The organism is Sinorhizobium sp. 22678 (assembly GCF_052044265.1).
Classification (GTDB): domain Bacteria; phylum Pseudomonadota; class Alphaproteobacteria; order Rhizobiales; family Rhizobiaceae; genus Sinorhizobium; species Sinorhizobium meliloti_A.
Window position 1 is genome coordinate 421,795 of sequence record NZ_JBQEMS010000003.1, and the last position, 18,875, is coordinate 440,669.

An 18,875-nucleotide genomic window follows, 5' to 3' on the forward strand; every position below is an offset into this window, starting at 1 on the left:
CCAGGAAGAGTGCGCAGCGTCTTCCATCCGAACGTGCCCGAATCAACAGGCCTTAGCGCGCCGTCTGCCGCTCCACCAGGGCTACCGGCACGACCTGCATCCGCGTTTCCGGTTCGTCGCTGTCCAGGGCTGAAAGCACCTTTTCCGTCAGGGCCTGGAAGGATTGGGCAACCGTCGTGAGCCCGTAGCTTTTCCAACCGGCTTGCGGAATGTCGTCGAAGCCGACGATAGAGACGTCCTGCGGTACCCGCCGGTTCATTTCCAGCCGCGCCGCGTCGAGGAAGCCGAGCGCCAGAAGATCGGTCACGCAGAAGGCACCGTCGATCGCCTTGTCGACCAGAAGCTCACGCCCCGCCTGCAGCCCGGACTCGTAACTCGTCGGACCGCCCGACCAGGCGACGACGTCCACGCCCTCGGCCTGCATTCGTTGCGTGAATGCCTTTGCCCGCCGCAACTGGGCGGGGGTCTGGCTGCCGCTCGTGACCACGGCGACTTTTTTGCACTTCGCCTCAATCAGCCGCAGTGCCGCGAGGTCGGCGCCGTGGGAGTCGTCGCTCAGCACCATGTTCGTGTCCGTGCGGTCGAGACGCTGGTTGATGAGGATGAGACGCACGCCATTGGCGATGCATTCATCGACGATCGAAGCGGGCGGCTCGCCGGAGAGAACGACGATCGCCTGGGCGCGAAACTCGAACAGGAGCTCGATCAGAGGGGCTATGTCCTGGCGGGCGTCGGCGGCATTCAGAAGGAGGCATTGCTTACCCTGGCGCAAGAGCCCGATGCTCAGCAGGTCCAGCTGCTTGGAAATGAAGGGCGAGGAGAGATTGGCGCCGACGACGCCGATCAGGTTGGAGCGGTCATTGTTCAAGACCTGGGCGAGCCGATTGACGCGATAGCCGAGCTCGCGGGCAGCCTTCAGGACCTTGCGCCGGACGGTCTTCGAGACGCTGGCACCGGGGGTGAAGGTACGCGATACTGCCGAGCGCGAGACGCCCGCACGCTTTGCGACCTCCTCGGCCGTCACAAAAGTCCTCGCCATCCGTCCTCCTTTCGGCATCGATCAGCCCTCTATCAGAGGCCATGAACCGCGAAAAGTTCCAAGCGGAAAATTGCTCGGGCCGCGGCCGGCCGGCTTTCAATCCCTGCTGCCTTTCCCGGGCCCGACAGGCACATCGAGCCCATTGCGGAGCGGGAATATAAATGAACACGTGTGCTTATCAAAAATATGCAGCAAATACAATATGATAGATGACTGATCACGTGTGCATTTTTCTGTTGACAAACGGGCGGACTGAATCGATCATACGTTCCATAAAGACACGGAATTTGGAATTTTCATTCCGTCAGCGGGCCGGACGACGGCGCGGTTCGTCTCAGGGGGAGGAGACGCCGCGAAGCTGTTGCCGGCGACGCCGCAGCAACGGCATGGCCGGGAGGAACGGAGGCGGGCTGCCGGTGCGGTGCAGCAGAAGCGAGCTTTCCGCAAACGATTTCAGCGCGCGGCAACGGACATCGATGCCGGCGAAGCAAGCATAAGCGGCCATGGGAGGAACAATGGCTCTTCTAAGTGAACCGGCAAAGGCGGCAGCCGAAAACCGGCCTGCCACGCCTTCGGCCTGGCAGGCATGGCGCTATCGGCTCAAGGTTGCCCTGCGTGAACCCACGACCCTGATCGGTGTTCTGACGGCGCTGCTGTTCACATACCTGATCGTCGTTCCGATCATTTCCATCGTGCTGGACGCAGTTCGCGTGCAGTTCGGGCACGAGCGGCGTCTGAGCAAGGATGTCGGCGATCTCACGCTCTACTATCTCGACAGAGCGCTGTTCTCGCCGGTGTCGGCGGACCTGTTCTGGCGACCGCTCTTCAATACGCTCTCGGTTGCCGTGGGCGCCATATCGCTGTCGCTGCTGATCGGCACTGTGCTTGCCTGGCTCATCAGCCGGACGGACATGTTCGGGCGCCGCTGGTTCGCGACCGCGCTGATCGTGCCCTACATGCTGCCGGCCTGGACCTTCGCGCTCGCCTGGACGACGCTCTTCAAGAACCGTACGGTCGGGGGTCAGCCCGGATGGCTGGAAGCGATGGGGCTGACGCCGCCCGACTGGCTTGCCTATGGCCGGATTCCGATCACCATCATCCTCGCGCTGCACTATACGCCCTTCGTCATTCTCCTGTTCGGCTCGGCGCTCAGGCGCTTCGATTCCCAGCTCGAGGATTCGGCACGCATTCTCGGCGCCGGGCGCCACCAGGTGGCGCTGCAGATCATCCTGCCCCTGATGCGCCCGGCATTGCTCTCCTCGATGGTGCTCATCTTCGCCAAGTGCCTGGGCGAATTCGGCGTGCCCTATGTGCTCGGTCTGCCGGTCAAGTTCGAAGTTCTCTCGACGTCGCTCTTCCGCAGCATCGCCTCGCGCCAGACGGGCGTCGCCGGGGTGATCGCCGGCTCGATCATGCTGATAGGCATCATCACTCTGTGGATCGATGCACGGCTGGTGCGCGAGGCACGGCGGTTCGTCACGATCGGTTCGAAGGGGTCGATGAACCGGCAGAGTCGCCTTGGCCGCATGCGTCTGCCGGCGGCGGGATTCGCCGCCACGGTCTTTCTGTTGAGCGTAGGCTTGCCGCTCCTCACCTTGTTGCTGTCGACGATCATGAAGATACCTGCGAGGTTCACGCTCGACAACTTCACGCTGGACTACTGGATCGGTCGGGATCTCGACACGATTGCCCTGAAGACCGGCATCCTCTTGAGCCCCGATCTCTGGGACGCTGCAAAGAACACGCTGACGATCGTCGGCCTCGCCTCGGTAACCTCCGGCATTCTCGGCCTGCTGGTCGGCTACGTGGTCATCCGCACGCCGGTGCGCCTCCTGTCGGTCTATCTTCGGCAGGTGACCTTCCTGCCCTATCTGGTACCCGGCATCGCCTTTGCCGCTGCCTATCTGTCGCTTTTCGCGGTTCCCCGCGGCCCATTGCCGGCGCTCTATGGCACGGTCATCATCCTCATTCTCGCGCTCATCGCCGACCAGATGCCCTACGCCTCGCGCGCCGGCATCTCGGCCATGACGCAGCTCGGCAAGGACCCGGAGGAGGCGGCCCAGGTCGCCGGAGCCGGCTGGCTCAGGCGGATGATCTCGATCGTCATTCCGATCCAGAAAGGCTCGCTCGTGACGGGGGTGCTGCTGCCGTTCATCTCCGGGATCAAGGGCCTCAGCCTTTTCGTCATCCTGGCGGTGCCGAGCACGGATGTGCTGACCACCTATTCGTTGCGGCTGGTCGACTACCACTACACGCAGGCCGCGAATGCCGTGGTGCTCATCATCGCCGCCATCGCCTATGGCGGCACGCTCATCGCCCAGAAGCTGACCCGCACAAATCTTGCAGAAGGACTTGGAAGCTGATGCCAACGATCAACCTGCGCGGTGCGCAGAAGAACTACGGCGTGAATTCCGCAAACGCCGTGTCCAACCTCGATCTCGAGATCCGCGATGGCGAATTCATGTGCCTCCTCGGGCCATCGGGTTGCGGGAAAACCACGACGCTCCGGATGATTGCCGGCCTCGAGAACCTGTCGGGCGGCGAAATCAAGGTCGGCGATCGTGTGGTCGACTGCGTGGCCGGCGGGGTCTTCGTACCGCCGGAGAAGCGGGAGATGGGCCTCGTCTTCCAAAGCTATGCCTTGTGGCCGCATCTGACGATCGAGCGCAACACGGATTTCGGCCTCAGACTGCGGAAGCTCCCCAAAGCGGAAAGGGAGGAGCGCGTCGAGCGCGTCATGCAGGCGCTCGATATCGCCAAATACCGGGACCGCTATCCGTCGCAACTGTCCGGCGGCCAGCAGCAGCGAGTGGCCCTTGCCCGCATGCTGGCCATCAACCCCGGCGTGCTGCTCCTCGACGAGCCGCTCTCCAATCTGGATGCGCGGTTGCGCCTGGAAATGCGGGCGGAGCTCAAGCGGCTGCATAAGGAATTCAAGACCACCATCGTCTTCGTCACCCATGATCAATGGGAGGCGATGACGCTCGCGACGACGATCGCCGTCATGAACGAAGGCACTCTGCAGCAGATGGGCACGCCGAACGACATCTACGATCGCCCGGCGAACCGTTTCGTCGCAGAGTTCGTCGGCAGTCCCCCGATCAACATATTGACCTTCGGCGAGCCCGGCACGTCTGACGTGGCCGACAAGGCGGAGGCCTATCTTGCCACGCGTTATCCGCACCTCACGGGGGTAGGCTCCGTCGGCATCCGCCCGGAGGCGATCGGCTATGCAACGCGGATCGAGGATGTGCCGAAGGGCAGCTTCTCCGGCGAGACAACCGTGACCGGCGTTCTGCCGACCGGAGGCAACTGGATCCTGGAGCTCAGGAGCGAGAGCCACACCCTGTTCCTGACGACCCATGTTCTGCCGCGGATCGAGCAGGGCGCCAGGGTGTTTTTCTTCGCGCCGCCGGAGGCCCTGCATGTCTTCGATACGGACGGCCGCCGGATCGCGGAGGCGGACGCGCGACTGAGAAGCCTCGCCTACAACTGATATCCGACAAACCGGAAAAACCTGCGGAGGGAGAAAAAATATGAAGCGGAATGTGAGAAGCGGCAGATTTTTGCTTTGCGCGACGGCGATGCTGACCGTGCTTGGCACTGGAGCACGGTCGGAGGAACCTTTCGATATCGACACCCTTGTCGAGGCGGCCCGCAAGGAAAAGCCGATTACGGTCTATGACAGCACCGGCAAAATCGTCGAGATGGCGAAGAATTTCGCCGACAAATACGACGTCGGCGCGGAGGGCTCGAAGGTCAAGGCATCTGCGCAGCTCGAGATGATCATCCGTGAGGCCCGGGCCAACAACATCCAGGGCGACGTCTCCATCATCAGCGACGCTCCGGCCGCCATGGCGCAGCTCATCCCGCAGGGATTTGCCGAGAGCTGGCTGCCCCCGGATCTCGCAGCGAACATCCCGGCGGAGTACCAGGACCCGTTGACGGTGGTCACCAGCGCCAATGTCTGGGCCTACAATACCGAGCTCTTCGACAAATGCCCGGTCACGAATATCTGGCAGCTGACCGAGCCCGAATGGAAGGGCAAGGTCGCCATGCAGGATCCGCTCGGGAAGGCATCCTATGTCGACTGGTTCAACCAGATGGCGAAGCACGGCGACGAAGAGATCGCTGCCGCCTATAAGGCGCTCTACGGCCAGGATATCCAGACCGAGGAGGCAAGCGCGACTGCGGCCTGGGTCAAGGCGCTTGCAGCCAACGCGCCGCTCCTGACCGATGCGGACGCCGCGGCGGCCGATGCGGTCGGGGCGCCCGGGCAATCCGAACCTTTCATGGGACTGATGAGCTCCGCGAAGTTCCGCGACAATGCGGAAAAGGGCATGAAGCTCGGCCTCTGCAAGGACCTGAAGCCATGGGTCGGCTGGCTCTATCCGGGCGTCGGGCTGATCACCAAGGGCACGGACAGCCCAAATGCTGCGCGCCTCTTCATCCACTACGTCATGACGGCCGAAGGGATCGCTCCGCAGGCCGTGGACGGCAAGATGTCGACCAACAGGGAAGTGGCTCCGCCGGCGGACGAACCGTCGGGGATAGCGACCGTTCTCGACCAGCTTCTGCCCTACAGCATGGCGACCAGCCTCGACGACTGGGACGCGCGTGAGACGTGGCAGGATTTCTGGCGCGTGCACTATCAAAAATAGAAGCCGGAAGCGGGAGGAGATGATGAAGGCGCATATTCACAGGATAGGGCGGACCGCGGTGGCCGCGCTCGGACTCGCAGCCGGAGTCATTTCGGCCACGGCTGTTGCGGCAGAGGGATTCGACCTCGATCGCGTGATCGCGGCGGCAAGGAACGAAAAACCGATCACCATCTATGACAGCACCGGCAAGATCGTCGAGATGGCGAAAAATTTCAGCGCCAAATACGGGCTGAAGGCGACCGGCATGAAGGTGTCGGCGAACAGCCAGCTCGAAATGATCATCCGCGAGGCGCAGGCGGACAATGTGCAGGGCGACGTCGTCCTGATCACCGACGCGCCGGCAGCCTTGGCGCAGCTTCTGCCGGAGGAATTCGTGCAGAGTTATCTGCCGGAGGACATGACTGCCAAGATACCGGCGGAGTTTCGAAATCCGCTGGCGATTTCGACCAATGCCAATGTTTGGGCCTACAACACCGAAGCCTATGACAAATGCCCGGTCTCCAACATATGGGAACTGACGGAGCCGAAGTGGAAGGGCAAGGTCGCGCTCGTCGACCCGTTGACGAAGAGCACCTATACCGACTGGTTCAACCAGATGGAGGCGCATGGCGACGACAAGGTCGCCGCCGCCTACAAGGCGCATTTCGGCAAGGATTTGCAGACGGAGGAGAAAAGCGCATCCGCCGCCTGGATCAAGGCGCTGGCGGAGAATGCGCCGCTAGCGACGGACGGCGACGATCCCGTGGCCGAGGCCGTGGGCGCGCCGGGGCAGAAGGCGCCGTTCTTCGGCCTCCTGAGCTCGGCCAAGTTCCGCGACAACGAAGCCAAGGGATACAAGCTCGGCATCTGCAAGGACCTCGACCCCTGGATCGGCTGGACCTACGTCAAGCTCGGGCTGATCGCCTCCAAGACAGCGAGCCCGAACGCCGCCAGGCTCTTCGTCCACTATATCCTTACGGAAGAAGGCATCGGCCCGCAGATGAAGGACGGCAAGCTGCCGACCAACATCGACATCAAGATGCCCGCCGACGAGCCGTCCGGATTGATGGCCGTGTCCGATCGGCTCTTCGGCTACGATTCATCCACCGGCCTCAGCGACTTCGACCGGCGCGAGGAGTGGCAGGACTTCTGGCGCAGCAATTACAGCAGGTGACCGCGTTCCGGCGCGGGCGTCGCGCCGGGCTTTCCTCCAACAGACTGGGATATCCAATGCAGCAAAGTCCGCCTTCCGGGCCGATGATCGCCGATCGCCGTGCCGTTGCTCTCTCGCAGCGCCTTGCGGAGACCGCGCGGGGAGCAGCCCTTGCGGTCCGAGCGCCCCTTCTCGAGGCGTTCCGTTTCGAAATGTCGGTGGACTACAAGGCCGATCTGCACGACATCGTGACTGTCCACGACCGGCGGGCGGAGGCGATCATTCGAGCTTATATATTCGAGCATGAGCCGAACTCGGCGGTCATGGGCGAGGAGGGCGGCCAGACGGGCGACGGCGAGTTCCAGTGGTATGTCGACCCGATCGACGGGACGGCGAATTTCGCGCGCGGAATTGCCTTCTGGTGCGTATCGGTCGCCGTGGTCAAGGATGGGGCCGTGCTCGCCGGCGCCGTCTACGACCCGGTGGCGGACCTCATGTTCTCGGCCGATCTCGAAAAGGCGGAGCTGAACGGCAAGGCACTCGCTTCGCGTGCCGCCGGTGACGAAAAGCGCGCCACTCTGATCACGGGCTACCCGGTTGCGCGTGATTTCCGGCTCGACGGCCGCGAGGCGGCGCTTGCCAATTTCGGAGCATTGACGGAAACCTTCTCGACACTGCGCCGGCCCGGAAGCGCAGCACTCAGCATCGCCCATGTGGCGGCCGGATGGGCGGACGCCGCAGCCGGCTTCGGCGTGAATGCCTGGGACGTTGCCGCCGCAACGCTCATCCTCAGGAATGCCGGCGGGCGATACGAGCCGCTAACCCTCGGCAAGGTGGCGGTCGATGCCGCGGATTTCATGTGTCCGGGCTATATCGCCACCGGAAGGGGGGCGGATTATCCGACCCTCGAGCGGGTCGCCCGATCGATCTCGGCGTCACGGATCGCAAAGGCCGGACATTAGCAGGCGCATCGACGCAGTCAGACACAGCGCGAGACGTTATGTCGGAGCCGGAGAAAAAGCATGCAGCAGTTGGAAACAGACCCGCAATCGACCGACGCCGAACTTCCGAAGCTCAGCCTGGTCTACGATAAGCACCCGCTCTACGGCGTCGATCTCTTCATCAGCGGCAAGGAAGGCGCGAGCGATCTCGATCTGCTGCGCCGGAACGGCGTCACCACCGTGGTCAATTGTGCGGTCAACCTGGATTTTAACTATGTGCGGCAGGCTGACTTGGTATCGGATCACCAAGGCAGCGCCTACGGACCCGGGGAGATCCGCTATTACAAGATCGGCTTGATCGACGGTTCCGGCAACCCGGACACGCAGATGGTCGCGGCCTATTACATTCTGCGCGCTGCCCTGGAGCAGATCTTGCCGGAGAAGCCGTCCTATCCGAGGCGGGAACGTGGCAACGTGCTTGTCAATTGCCGGGGAGGACGATCGCGTTCGGTGATCGTCATGGCGCTGTTTCTGCACCTGACGCTTCCTTCGGAATTCTCGACGCTTGCCGGCGCGATCGCGCACATTCGCGAGCGCCGCCAACTCGCGCGCGCAGAGTGGTACAAGGCCCCGAAACCCGTTCTCATCCAGGCCGCAGCCCGTGCGGCGGAGTGGGTGCGGCTGATCGAGGATGTCCGTTGATGGCTTTGCTTTCCGCAACGGCCGAGGAGAAAGAAACCGATCGCAAGGCAATGAGCTGCCGACGCGGAAGAATGCCTCCCTCCAACCTTCGCGAACTGAAGACCATGATCGCGAAGAAGGAGGTGATCTTTGCCGGCGAACGCAAGCGCGTCATGCACGCCATACTCGACCATCCCGACATCATCGCCTTCGGCACGGCGACTTCGGTAGCGGATGAGTGCGGCGTGTCCACGGCCACGGTCGTGCGTCTGGCGGGTCACCTCGGTTTCAGGAAGTTCCGCGATTTCAAGAATCTGTTTTGCGATCATCTGAAAGAAACGCGCGCCTTGCCGCTACGGATGCTCCGCTCGCCTCCCCGATGATGATGATCCCCGGCCGCGCATGCCCACCGCTTTCGGCCGGCGGCTGGCGCATTCCCGCGCGGGCGGTTATATTAGTCCGTGCGTAAGCTTCATCCGAAACGGGAGAAGTCATGGACCCGGTGACGCTCGTACTGACCGTATGCCTTGCAATGGCACCCGAAAAATGCCGGGAGGAAACGCTGCAGTTTCAGGACCTGAGGTCGTTGAATCAATGCATGTTCCAGTCCGCGGTGTACATCGCCGAATGGTCCGAGCAGCATCCGGCGCTTCGCGTCAAGAAGTGGCGATGCAGGGTTGCGGATGCGAGCCGCCCTGTCTGAATACCTGGGCCCCTGAACGAGGCGCTTGAATCTCGCAAGCGTATCGCCGACAGTGTAGCGTCGCATGGCAAATCTCGGAATTGCCCGGGGTGGAAAACTGTGCGACAACGATTCGCGTCGTGCTGGGGAGAGCACGACGGCCTGGGAGAGAGATATTCTCGGTGAATTCGGAGTGGCCTTGAGTCGCTCTGTTGGCTTGGAAGTATCTCGGGAGGAGAGCCATGCCGCGGACAGCCTTGCCCGTTCATTCGCTTTCAATAAAGTCGGCCCTGGTGATCGATGATCATCCGCTCTATTGCGATGCTCTGGCCGCGACGATGGAAAGCACCTTCAATACGCGCCGTATCAGAACGGCGACGTCGCTGAGCGAAGCGTTGCAGCAGCTCAGGATGCGCTTCTCGCCCGATCTGATCATGCTGGATCTGAACCTGCCCGATGCATCCGGCTTGAGCGGTTTTCTGAAAATCAAGGAGAAGATGCCCGATATTCCGGTCATCGTGATCTCCGCCTTCACGTCGAAGGACGTGGTTCAATCGGTCATCGCCGCCGGTGCCGCGGGGTTCATCCCCAAGGACATCGACCGTCATAACTTCCAGGAAGCGATGCAGGATATCTGGAACGGCAAGACCTATGTGCCGCCGGGCTATGCGGTGCCGGCGCGGGCGACGGCCACGGACCAGTCCGTGGAGACGATCTCGCGCAAGATCGCCCATCTGTCGCAGCAGCAGACCCGCATTCTGAGCCTGATCTGCGAAGGCATGCCGAACAAGCTGATCGCCTACGAGATGCAACTGGCCGAGGCGACCGTCAAGGCGCATATCACGGCGCTTCTGCGCCGGCTGGGCGTCCACAATCGCACCCAGGCGGCGATGCTGGTACGCGAAGTATCGATCCGCCACAGCCTGCAGTGAGGTGTGCCCCGGCCTGCCGGGATGGGAGTTGGAGGGTGACGGTGCATGACGGCTGTCGACGATCTTGACCGCAAACCCGCCGAGGCGGTGCGGCTCGCGACATCACGCGCCGATGATGCGTTCACCGCCCTCGCCGAAATCAGACGGCAGCTCGCCACGGCGAGGCCGAGCTTCATCTTTCTGTTCGTGCCGGACCGGCTGCAGCCGGAAGACCTTGCCGCTGCGCTCAGAAAGTCGCTGCCGAACACGGTCGTCTTCGGCTGCACGACAGCCGGCCAGATCACGCCGCGCGGCTATGAAAACGATACTCTGCTGGCGGTCGCCTTCCAGCGGCATCATTTTCGGGTGGCCTCGATCCTGTTCCAACCGATTTCGCCGGTCTCGATTGCCGATGTCGTTTCGCAGACCGAGCGGCTCGCCACGCAGTTCCGCGTGACGCCGGGCCGCAAGCGGCTGGCGCTGATCTTCGCCGACGGACTGTCCAAGCAGGAGGATATTCTGGTGGCGGCCCTGGAGGCGGGGCTGAAGGATATTCCCGTCTTTGGCGGTTCGGCCGGCGACGGGCTGCGGTTCCAGCGCACCCAGGTGCTTCGCAACGGTGAATTCCACAGCAATGCCGCGCTCCTCCTGCTGCTCGAAACCGATCTGGAGTTCAGCGGTCTCGGCTTCGATCATTTTCAGCCGACCGACAAACGCATGGTGGTTACCCGCGCGGTCCCCGAGGAACGGCTGGTCCTGGAGATCAACGGTTCGCCGGCGGCGGAGGAATATGCCCGGCTGGTCAAGGTGCCGGTCGGCGAATTGTCGCCGATGGTTTTCGCCGAGAATCCGGTACTGGTGCGCAACGGCAATCTCTATCACGTGCGGGCGATCCAGCAGATTCAAGGCGAGCACGGGCTCACCTTCCTGTCGGCGATCGACGATGGTCTGCTGTTGCGCCTCGGCCGCGGCAAGGAAATCATCCGAACGCTCGAGACGGGGCTGGCGGTCAGCGGCCATGACGGTGAGGCCCCGGATTTCATCCTCGGTTTCGATTGTTATCTGCGCAAGCTCGAGATCGAGCGCAAGGGACTGGACAGCGAGGTTTCCGAGCAGTTGCGGCAGCGCCGGGTCGTCGGCTTCAACACCTATGGAGAACAGCATCTCGGCGTGCACGTGAACCAGACCTTTGTCGGCGTCGCCTTTTTCCGGCCGAAGGCGGGAGCGCCGCTATGATCGATCCGAACGAGCCCTACGAACTTCAGATCGCCAAGCAGGCAAGGATCATCGAGGCGCTGGTCAACCGGGCCGAGCGCGGCCACGAAGTCGGGGGTTCCGCCTATTCGCTGTTCGAATCCGCCATCGCCCTTCAGGCGGAGGTCTGGGAAAAGACCAAGGATCTCGAAAAGGCTCTCGATACGCTCGACCGGGCTTCGAGCGAGCTCGAGGTCGCCTACCAGGCGCAGGAGCGGATTCAGAGAAATCTCGCCGATGCCATGGTGGCGATGGAGGACGGCTTCGCGCTGTTTTCCGAGGAACGACTGCAGGCCTGCAATGCGCAGTTCCGCAATTTGCTGCCCGACGTGGAGCCGCTGATCAAGCCCGGCCTCGGTTTCGATGACTATCTCGCAGCGGTCAACGCAAGCAAGTATCTGAACCGGGAGGAGAATGGCCTGGCGGGCCGGCCCCAGCCGGTGGCGAAGGGGCAGGGATCCGGCCAGCGCTTTTCGTCCTTCGTGATGGTGCTGCGGAACGATCGCTGGTTCCAGATTTCCTATCGGCAGACCAGTTCCGGCAATATCACAGTCCTGCAGACCGAAATCACCGACATCGTGCGGGAGAACCGGCGCGAGAAGAACCGCCTGATCGACCAGCAGTCCCATCTGCTGCAGGCGGCCTTCGATCACATGTCGCTCGGCGTCTGCACGTTTTCGTCAGGCGGCGAATTGCTGGTTCGCAACGAGCGCTTCGGTGAGCTTCTCGGCGTGCCGCTTGCGCTTCTGAAAAAGGGAAGTCCCTTTCAGCGCATCGTCGAACATGTCGAGCGCCACGAGATTCTCGACCGGGAAGGGCGCCGATCCAGGGTCGCCGGCTGGTTCAAGGCGGTGCGCCGTGGCGAGGCTGTGCAGGAGCGCTTCCGCCGGCGCGACGGCATGAGCCTCGACATCCGCATCCATTCCCTGCCCGATGACGGTTTCATCGTGTCGATCATGGACGTGACGGCAGAGACGCAGGCCTCGGCGCTTCTGGAGCAACGGGTGCAGGAGCGCACGGTCGAATTAACCGAGGCCAATCGCCTGCTGCAGATACACGCCGACGAGCAGACCAAGATCGAGGCGGCGCTTCGGCACGCCAAGGAGGCTGCCGAGGCGGCCCACACATCCAAGACCCGCTTTCTGGCGGCTGCCAGTCATGATCTCCTTCAGCCGATCAACGCCGCCAAACTCTATCTGTCGATGCTGACGGACAAGGTGGGGCAGCCGGGCACGGAGGAGGTGGTCAGGCGCCTGAAGCGATCCTTCACCTCGATCGAATCGCTCCTGCAGGCGCTTCTCGACATTTCGCGCCTCGACAGCTCGGGAGCCGAATTCAACGTCACCTCGTTCAATCTCGGCAATCTGCTGCAGGGCGTGGCCGAGGATCTGGCGCCCCTGGCAACGGAAAGGGGGATCGACCTTCGGATCGTGCCTTCCTCACGCTGGATCAGCAGCGATCAGCGCTACCTGATGCGCTGCGTCCAGAACCTTGTCGTGAACGCCATTCAATATACGGAGCGCGGCCGTGTCCTGGTCGGTTGCCGGCTGGCGGGCGATGCCGTGCGAATAGAAGTGTGGGATACCGGCGTCGGAATATCCGAGGAAGATCGGACGCGGATATTCAAGGAGTTCACCCGGGCAAGCGGCGCGGCAAAGGGTCCGGGCATGGGACTTGGACTGTCGATCGTCGAGCGGGCATGCCGGCATCTCGATCACCCCATCCGGCTGGCATCGCGGCCGGGCCAGGGTTCCGTCTTCTCGATCGAAGTGCCGCTGGCCGCGCCCGGCCATGCCAGCGTCAGCGAGGATCCGAGGATGGAGCCGATGCTCGACGGCAGCCTCGATCTGATCGTGATGATCGTCGAGAACGATGCCGACGAGCTGCACGCGATGACTCAGGTTCTGGAAAGCTGGGGAGCCAGCGTTCTGGCAGCGGACTCGACTGCGGATGCGGCGGCGCTGATGCAGGAAATCGGCACGGCTCCCGACATCTTGCTGGTCGATTATCAGCTGGACGAAGAGGACAACGGCATAGAAACCATTCATACGCTGCGCGCGCTCGCAGGAGCCGAAATACCGGCGATCATCATTTCCGCCAACCGGCAGCGGCAATTCCTGCAGCTTTGTAACGAAATGTCCTTCGCCGTGCTCACCAAGCCGGTGCAGCTGGTGCGGCTCAGGGCGCTGATCGACTGGAAGACCCGGGCCCGCGTGGCGTGAGACAAACACAGACAAAGGTATCCGATGACATTGCCGGGGCCGCTGCTAGGCTCGAAACCGGTAAACGGAGCCTCGGAACGGGCCACAATCGGACGGTGGATCTGCGATGCGTATTTTTCTCCTGATCGCTCTATTCCTGCTGGGGCAGGGGCACGGACCCGTGGCTGCTGCGGAGACCTACGAGCTCCTCTTCCATTCGGCGGCGTTGAAAGGGCTCGCCGTGGCGAAGGACGGTTCCGTAGGCGAGCAGAGCTCGCTCGTCTACGACAAGGTCGTGTCGGGGGCCGATGCAGGGCAGAGAGCCGGCAGCTTCACGATCGGCCTCAAGGTTGGCGACAATGTCGCGATGACGCTCCATCAGGGCAGCCAGTCCCGGGGGCTCGGCAACTATCCAGCCTCGGTCGGCAATCCGCTGATCATGTATTTTCTCGAAAGCGTGCTTTCCGATCTTGCGGCACAATCCGGCGGCAGTCCCTTCTACATGCGCAACCGCATCAAGGAAGCCCTGCTGCGGGATGCGCAGATCGAGCCGATATCGCTGCGCTATCACGACCGTGAAATCGCCGCGCGCGAGGTGACGATCCGGCCGTTCGAACACGACAAGGCGCGCGCGCAAATGGGGCGGATCTCGCAGTTGTCGCTCGCCGTCACCGTGTCGGAAGAGATTCCCGGCTGGTATTATGCGCTGGTGGCCACCGTTCCTTCGGCGGCGGGCGGGGCCGAGGCCGGCTATTCCCACGCGATCACCTTGAAAGAAGCTGCGGAGGGCGGCCGGCCATGATGCGCGCCGCGCTGACCGCGCTCGCAATCGCGACGGCGGCAATCCCCGCAAGCGGGCAGAGCGTGTCTGAGCGCTTCAACGATTACCCCACCGAGGTCCGGGCCGACTATGTGTTCGGCTGCATGGCCGCCAACGGCCAGAGCCGGGAAGTCTTGAGCAAATGCGCCTGCTCGATCGATGTGATCGCATCGATCCTGCCCTATGACAAATATGTCCAGGCCGAAACGGTGCTGTCTCTCCAGCAGGGGAGCGGCGAACAGCTGGCCATGTTCAAGTCGGCGGTCGTGCCACGCACCATGGTCGCGGATCTGAGACGCGCCCAGGCGGAGGCGGAGATGCTGTGCTTCTAGAGCACTTCCAGGAAAAGTGTGTAACGGTTTTCCGTCCGGAAGTGCGTTGAACCAAAGGGTTAGAGCACTTCCAGGAAAAGTGTGTAACGGTTTTCCGTCCGGAAGTGCGCGACCTCAGGCTAATTCAGCTCGCATTCAGGCGGGCGGCGTCTTCGGCAGGACGCGGTCGAAGACATTGCCGTCCGTATCGACCGCATGGACCGTGAAGTCCGGGGCACCATTGTCGGTATAGCTGAAACGGAACACGGGATTTTCACTGATCGATATCCCGCCGTCGAGCGAGAACAGAAGCTCGTCTCCCTGCTTCACGACCAATTCGGTGATGAATTTCGCACCGACGAAGAGCTGGGTGATCTGGTCGCGCTGGAGACCGGAATAGTTCGGATGGCGGATCATGATCTGCGCCTCGCGGCGGGCTTTCTGTCCGTCCCCCTTGCCGTCGAAGAGCTTCAGCCGCATTTCTCCCATATCCTTCAGCGCCGCGACCGGGTCCTTTGTGGCGGGCGCCGAGCAGCCGCCGGATGCCTTGACGAAGCGGCCATTCATGAAAATGCCCCGCGGCGTTTCGGCGATCGCCCGGACGTTCGAATATTGGTTGACGCGCACGCGGGTTTCGAATTTCAGCGGTGCCATTGCGGGGCCGAAGCGGATTTCGGCGGCCACCGGCGCCGGGTTCTCGTCGATCACCAGCTTGAGGGATTCGATCGGATCCGCCGCGGCGTCCGTCTGCTCGATCGTGACCGGCACCGTCGCGGCGTCGTTGGCGCGGTAGGGCGCGGTGACGGAGAACAGGGCCGCGCCGTCGAGAATGGCCGCTTCGCCGACGACGTCACCCTTCAAATCGTGCCATGTCGCGCCGTCTGCTAGCGGGTTGTTCGGCTTCTCCGGCTCGGCAAGTGCGAGGCTTGCCGACAACATGGCGGGAACAAGCGCGAGAATGAGCTTCATGGTTCAAAGCCCCCTTTTTGGACAGGCTGCGAGTATCTTATAGCATAGAACGAGATGCCCGGGAGCAGAAGCGAGCCTTTCGGATATGTTGTCTGACGCGACCGGCGGCCGCAATCTTGTTGATTGCCAGGTTTGTGTATTGCCCACTTTCTCGAAAAGCCGGGGGCTCAAGGTGTTCGAAGCATTCGTGACGATGTGCATCCTTGCTGCAGCAGCACCTGACGCGCCGCCGAGCGAGATCTGCCGGGTGGCACTGCTGCCCGGCTTTGCGGCGGAGACGAAAGCGGGGTGCGAGCATGCGCTGCATTCCGTCAAGCGCAAGCCGGGCGACTGGACCGAGAAGCCGCCATTTTGTGCCCCGAGGCCCAACTCGGCCCTCTCCTTCAGCGAGGCGGCCCCAGGGGTCTTCCTGCATCGCGGCCGGGTGGCGGAGCCGGATGCGGAAAACGGCGGCGACATGTCCAACTTCGGCTTCGTCGTGGGGTCGCGCAGCGTCGCCGTGATCGATTCCGGCGGCGCGCGCAAGCTCGGAGAAGAGATCTATCTGGCGATCCGCGAACGAAGTCGCCTGCCGATCAGTCATCTGATCCTGACGCACATGCATCCGGACCACGTCTTCGGCGCCGAGCCGCTCCGCGAGGCAGGCGCGGCAGTGGTCGGCCAGGCCAATTTGCCGCGTGCGCTCGCCGACCGCGCCGAGAACTATCGCGCAAGCTACGCCCGGCGGATCGGCGAGGCCGCCTTCCTGGGCAGCCGCATAGTCGCACCGGATCGGGCGATAGCGCAGCAGGAGGCAATCGACCTCGGCGGCAGGGTGCTGGAACTGCGCGCCTGGCCAACGGCGCACACCTCGACCGACCTCACCGTCTTCGACCGGACGTCCGGCATTCTTTTCGCCGGCGATCTGCTGTTCGACAGGCACACGCCGGCCCTCGACGGATCGCTGCGCGGCTGGCTCGCCGCTCTTTCCGAGATGAAGGGGCTGGGCGCGCGGAAGGTCGTGCCGGGCCATGGAGGGCCGCTGCTCGACTGGCCTGAGGCCGCCGCGCCGCTCGAACGCTACCTCCATGTTCTGGAGTCCGATACGAAGAAAGCGCTCGACGACGGCCTGGCGCTCGGGGAAGCAAGCGAGGTCATCGGTCGAAGCGAAGCGGACCGATGGCGCCTGTTCGACCTCTTGAACCCGCAAAACGCCACGTCCGCCTATACGGAGATGGAATGGGATCCTTAGAACACTCCCAGGAAAAGTGCGTACGGCCTTCCGTGCGGAAGTGACCAGGTTCAAAGCGTGGGGTGAGAAAAGCGGAATCGCTTTTCGGAAGGCACGATGCGCGGATCCGATGCGTTCAGGCGTCAGTCCGGCATATGCTTCCGCAGCATCTGTGCGATGGCATAGGCGCGTTTTTCCAGAAGCACCGGTGTTTCGCAGACATAGGTGAGCGCCTGCGAGCGATCGCGATAAATGCGCTCGTCCCAGTCGATCTGTTCCTCCAGCTTGTCGATACGGTCGAAGTCGGGGCTTTTCTCCCGCGACAGCTTCGCCATCTCGACGCGCGCCCCCTCGATGCGGGACGAGAGCGCGATCTGGCTGCGGGAATAGCGGGCTATTCCCGCGATCAGCCGCTGGCGGGTCGCGGCGATATTGTCGAACACGCCGTAGAAGATGTTGCCGAGCAGTTGACCGTCGACCTGCTTGTTCCGCTCCACGAAAGCCCTGACATGCGCGTCGGCCTCTTCCAGGCTGACCCGACGAAGCGATAAGGCTTCCACGAGATCGTGTGCTTCGGGCGAAAGAGGCGTGCGGGTCACCGGCGCGGGCCACATCAGGCTCGCTGACAGGTTCTCGACCTTGCGCTGGATACAGGGCCAGTCGGGATCGGAAAAATCCATTGCTGCTGCGATGCCGGGGGCTTGCGTCAGGCAAAGCGCCAGACCGAACGCCAGCTTGAGCGGCAAACCGCGCATCCGGCGAAGCGCGTGACAGGCGACTCTCATTCTTGATGTCTCCGTGTTCTCACGGGCGTCAGTATAGGGTGACCGGGGACGAAGCCAAAGGTCGCGTTTTACACACTAAGGTCGCAATTGTCTTTGTGCTTTGGCCCGTCTGTAATCTGTGTACAAGCCCTCATAAGGGCCCTTACATAACGTAGTACCGGAGGAATCCATGCGCACTCGCGCTGCTCTGGCCGTTCAGGCCGGAAAACCCCTTGTCGTGACCGAAGTCGAGCTCGAAGGCCCTCGGGCCGGCGAGGTGCTGGTCGAGGTGAAGGCGACCGGCATCTGCCATACCGACGATTTCACGCTGTCGGGGGCCGATCCGGAGGGGCTGTTCCCGGCGATCCTCGGTCATGAGGGCGCCGGCATCGTCGTCGATGTCGGCCCGGGCGTCACCTCGGTGAAGAAGGGCGACCACGTCATCCCGCTCTATACGCCGGAATGCCGCTCCTGCCCCTCCTGCCTCAGCCGCAAGACCAATCTCTGCACCGCCATCCGCGCCACCCAGGGGCAAGGGCTGATGCCGGACGGCAGCTCGCGGTTCTCGATCAACGGCGACAAGGTCCACCACTATATGGGCTGCTCGACCTTTTCGAACTTCACCGTGCTGCCGGAGATCGCGCTCGCCAAGGTCAATCCGGACGCTCCCTTCGACAAGATCTGCTATATCGGCTGCGGCGTCACCACCGGCATCGGCGCGGTGATCAACACCGCCAAGGTCGAGATCGGCGCCACCGCCATCGTCTTCGGTCTCGGCGGCATCGGGCTCAACGTCATCCAGGGGCTTCGCCTTGCCGGCGCCGACATGATCATCGGCGTCGACCTCAACAACGACAAGAAGCCCTGGGGCGAAAAGTTCGGCATGACCCACTTCGTCAATCCGAAGGAGGTCGGCGACGACATCGTGCCCTATCTCGTCAACCTGACGAAGCGCGGTGCCGACCAGATCGGCGGCGCCGACTACACCTTCGACTGCACCGGCAACACCAAGGTCATGCGCCAGGCGCTCGAAGCCTCGCATCGCGGCTGGGGCAAGTCGGTGATCATCGGCGTCGCCGGCGCCGGCCAGGAGATTGCCACCAGGCCGTTCCAGCTCGTCACCGGCCGCACCTGGATGGGCACCGCCTTCGGCGGCGCGCGCGGGCGCACCGACGTGCCGAAGATCGTCGACTGGTACATGGAGGGCAAGATCGAGATCGATCCGATGATCACCCACACCATGCCGCTCGAGGACATCAACAAGGGGTTCGAGCTCATGCATTCCGGCGAGAGCATTCG

Annotated in this window: 18 protein-coding genes; 15 read left to right on the forward strand and 3 right to left on the reverse strand. The window is 62.9% G+C overall.

Going from position 1 to position 18,875, the window contains the following annotated elements:
- Window positions 1-52 precede the first annotated feature (52 nt).
- Window positions 53-1,039, reverse strand: a complete 987-nt coding sequence (locus ACTJKL_RS07480; protein WP_324764339.1) for a LacI family DNA-binding transcriptional regulator — start codon at window positions 1,037-1,039, stop codon at window positions 53-55.
- 515 nt (window positions 1,040-1,554) lie between these two features.
- Here ACTJKL_RS07480 and ACTJKL_RS07485 point away from each other — a divergent pair.
- From ACTJKL_RS07485 to ACTJKL_RS07545, 13 genes are all read left to right on the forward strand, one after another.
- Window positions 1,555-3,402 carry an ABC transporter permease gene (locus ACTJKL_RS07485; RefSeq protein ID WP_440852587.1) on the forward strand — a complete coding sequence of 616 codons (1,848 nt, stop codon included), beginning with the start codon at window positions 1,555-1,557 and terminating at the stop codon, window positions 3,400-3,402.
- The gene (locus ACTJKL_RS07490) at window positions 3,402-4,535 is read left to right on the forward strand and encodes an ABC transporter ATP-binding protein (RefSeq protein WP_275599635.1); all 1,134 of its coding nucleotides are present in this window, start codon (window positions 3,402-3,404) and stop codon (window positions 4,533-4,535) included. The genes ACTJKL_RS07485 and ACTJKL_RS07490 overlap by 1 nt, the downstream gene beginning before the upstream one ends.
- 40 nt (window positions 4,536-4,575) lie before the next feature.
- Entirely contained in the window at window positions 4,576-5,700 is a 1,125-nt protein-coding gene (locus tag ACTJKL_RS07495) for an ABC transporter substrate-binding protein (RefSeq protein WP_440852588.1), read from the forward strand.
- A gap of 22 nt (window positions 5,701-5,722) precedes the next feature.
- The gene (locus ACTJKL_RS07500; RefSeq protein WP_440852589.1) at window positions 5,723-6,853 is read left to right on the forward strand and encodes an ABC transporter substrate-binding protein; all 1,131 of its coding nucleotides are present in this window, start codon (window positions 5,723-5,725) and stop codon (window positions 6,851-6,853) included.
- 56 nt (window positions 6,854-6,909) lie between these two features.
- A complete protein-coding gene (locus ACTJKL_RS07505; protein ID WP_440852590.1) occupies window positions 6,910-7,794 on the forward strand; it encodes an inositol monophosphatase family protein in 885 nt (294 codons plus the stop codon).
- A 60-nt stretch (window positions 7,795-7,854) separates the two neighbouring features.
- Window positions 7,855-8,475 (forward strand): dual specificity protein phosphatase family protein, encoded by a 621-nt coding sequence (locus tag ACTJKL_RS07510; protein ID WP_440852591.1) that lies wholly within the window; start codon window positions 7,855-7,857, stop codon window positions 8,473-8,475.
- Window positions 8,475-8,837 carry a MurR/RpiR family transcriptional regulator gene (locus tag ACTJKL_RS07515; protein ID WP_440852592.1) on the forward strand — a complete coding sequence of 121 codons (363 nt, stop codon included), beginning with the start codon at window positions 8,475-8,477 and terminating at the stop codon, window positions 8,835-8,837. Before ACTJKL_RS07510 ends, ACTJKL_RS07515 begins: the two co-directional genes overlap by 1 nt.
- Before the next feature lie 110 nt (window positions 8,838-8,947).
- A complete protein-coding gene (locus ACTJKL_RS07520; RefSeq protein ID WP_100670804.1) occupies window positions 8,948-9,157 on the forward strand; it encodes a hypothetical protein in 210 nt (69 codons plus the stop codon).
- A 221-nt stretch (window positions 9,158-9,378) separates the two neighbouring features.
- Window positions 9,379-10,068 carry a response regulator gene (locus tag ACTJKL_RS07525; protein ID WP_003532082.1) on the forward strand — a complete coding sequence of 230 codons (690 nt, stop codon included), beginning with the start codon at window positions 9,379-9,381 and terminating at the stop codon, window positions 10,066-10,068.
- 45 nt (window positions 10,069-10,113) lie between these two features.
- Window positions 10,114-11,283 carry an FIST signal transduction protein gene (locus tag ACTJKL_RS07530; RefSeq protein WP_018095882.1) on the forward strand — a complete coding sequence of 390 codons (1,170 nt, stop codon included), beginning with the start codon at window positions 10,114-10,116 and terminating at the stop codon, window positions 11,281-11,283.
- Window positions 11,280-13,523 (forward strand): PAS domain-containing hybrid sensor histidine kinase/response regulator, encoded by a 2,244-nt coding sequence (locus ACTJKL_RS07535; protein WP_440852593.1) that lies wholly within the window; start codon window positions 11,280-11,282, stop codon window positions 13,521-13,523. The genes ACTJKL_RS07530 and ACTJKL_RS07535 overlap by 4 nt, the downstream gene beginning before the upstream one ends.
- A gap of 106 nt (window positions 13,524-13,629) precedes the next feature.
- Entirely contained in the window at window positions 13,630-14,304 is a 675-nt protein-coding gene (locus ACTJKL_RS07540; RefSeq protein ID WP_440852594.1) for a hypothetical protein, read from the forward strand.
- Window positions 14,301-14,654 (forward strand): hypothetical protein, encoded by a 354-nt coding sequence (locus tag ACTJKL_RS07545; protein WP_440852595.1) that lies wholly within the window; start codon window positions 14,301-14,303, stop codon window positions 14,652-14,654. The genes ACTJKL_RS07540 and ACTJKL_RS07545 overlap by 4 nt, the downstream gene beginning before the upstream one ends.
- Window positions 14,655-14,789: 135 nt before the next feature.
- On the opposite strand, the gene ACTJKL_RS07550 is transcribed toward ACTJKL_RS07545, so the two are convergent.
- Complete coding sequence (locus ACTJKL_RS07550) at window positions 14,790-15,602, reverse strand: quinoprotein dehydrogenase-associated SoxYZ-like carrier (protein ID WP_440852596.1); 813 nt, start codon at window positions 15,600-15,602, stop codon at window positions 14,790-14,792.
- A 172-nt stretch (window positions 15,603-15,774) separates the two neighbouring features.
- On the opposite strand from ACTJKL_RS07550, the gene ACTJKL_RS07555 reads away from it, so the two are divergent.
- Window positions 15,775-16,833, forward strand: a complete 1,059-nt coding sequence (locus ACTJKL_RS07555) for a quinoprotein relay system zinc metallohydrolase 2 (protein ID WP_440852597.1) — start codon at window positions 15,775-15,777, stop codon at window positions 16,831-16,833.
- A 122-nt stretch (window positions 16,834-16,955) separates the two neighbouring features.
- On the opposite strand, the gene ACTJKL_RS07560 is transcribed toward ACTJKL_RS07555, so the two are convergent.
- Window positions 16,956-17,597 (reverse strand): hypothetical protein, encoded by a 642-nt coding sequence (locus ACTJKL_RS07560; protein ID WP_440852598.1) that lies wholly within the window; start codon window positions 17,595-17,597, stop codon window positions 16,956-16,958.
- Window positions 17,598-17,766: 169 nt separating this feature from the next.
- On the opposite strand from ACTJKL_RS07560, the gene ACTJKL_RS07565 reads away from it, so the two are divergent.
- On the forward strand, window positions 17,767-18,875 hold a 1,109-nt coding region (locus tag ACTJKL_RS07565; RefSeq protein ID WP_440852599.1), incomplete at its 3' end, for an S-(hydroxymethyl)glutathione dehydrogenase/class III alcohol dehydrogenase.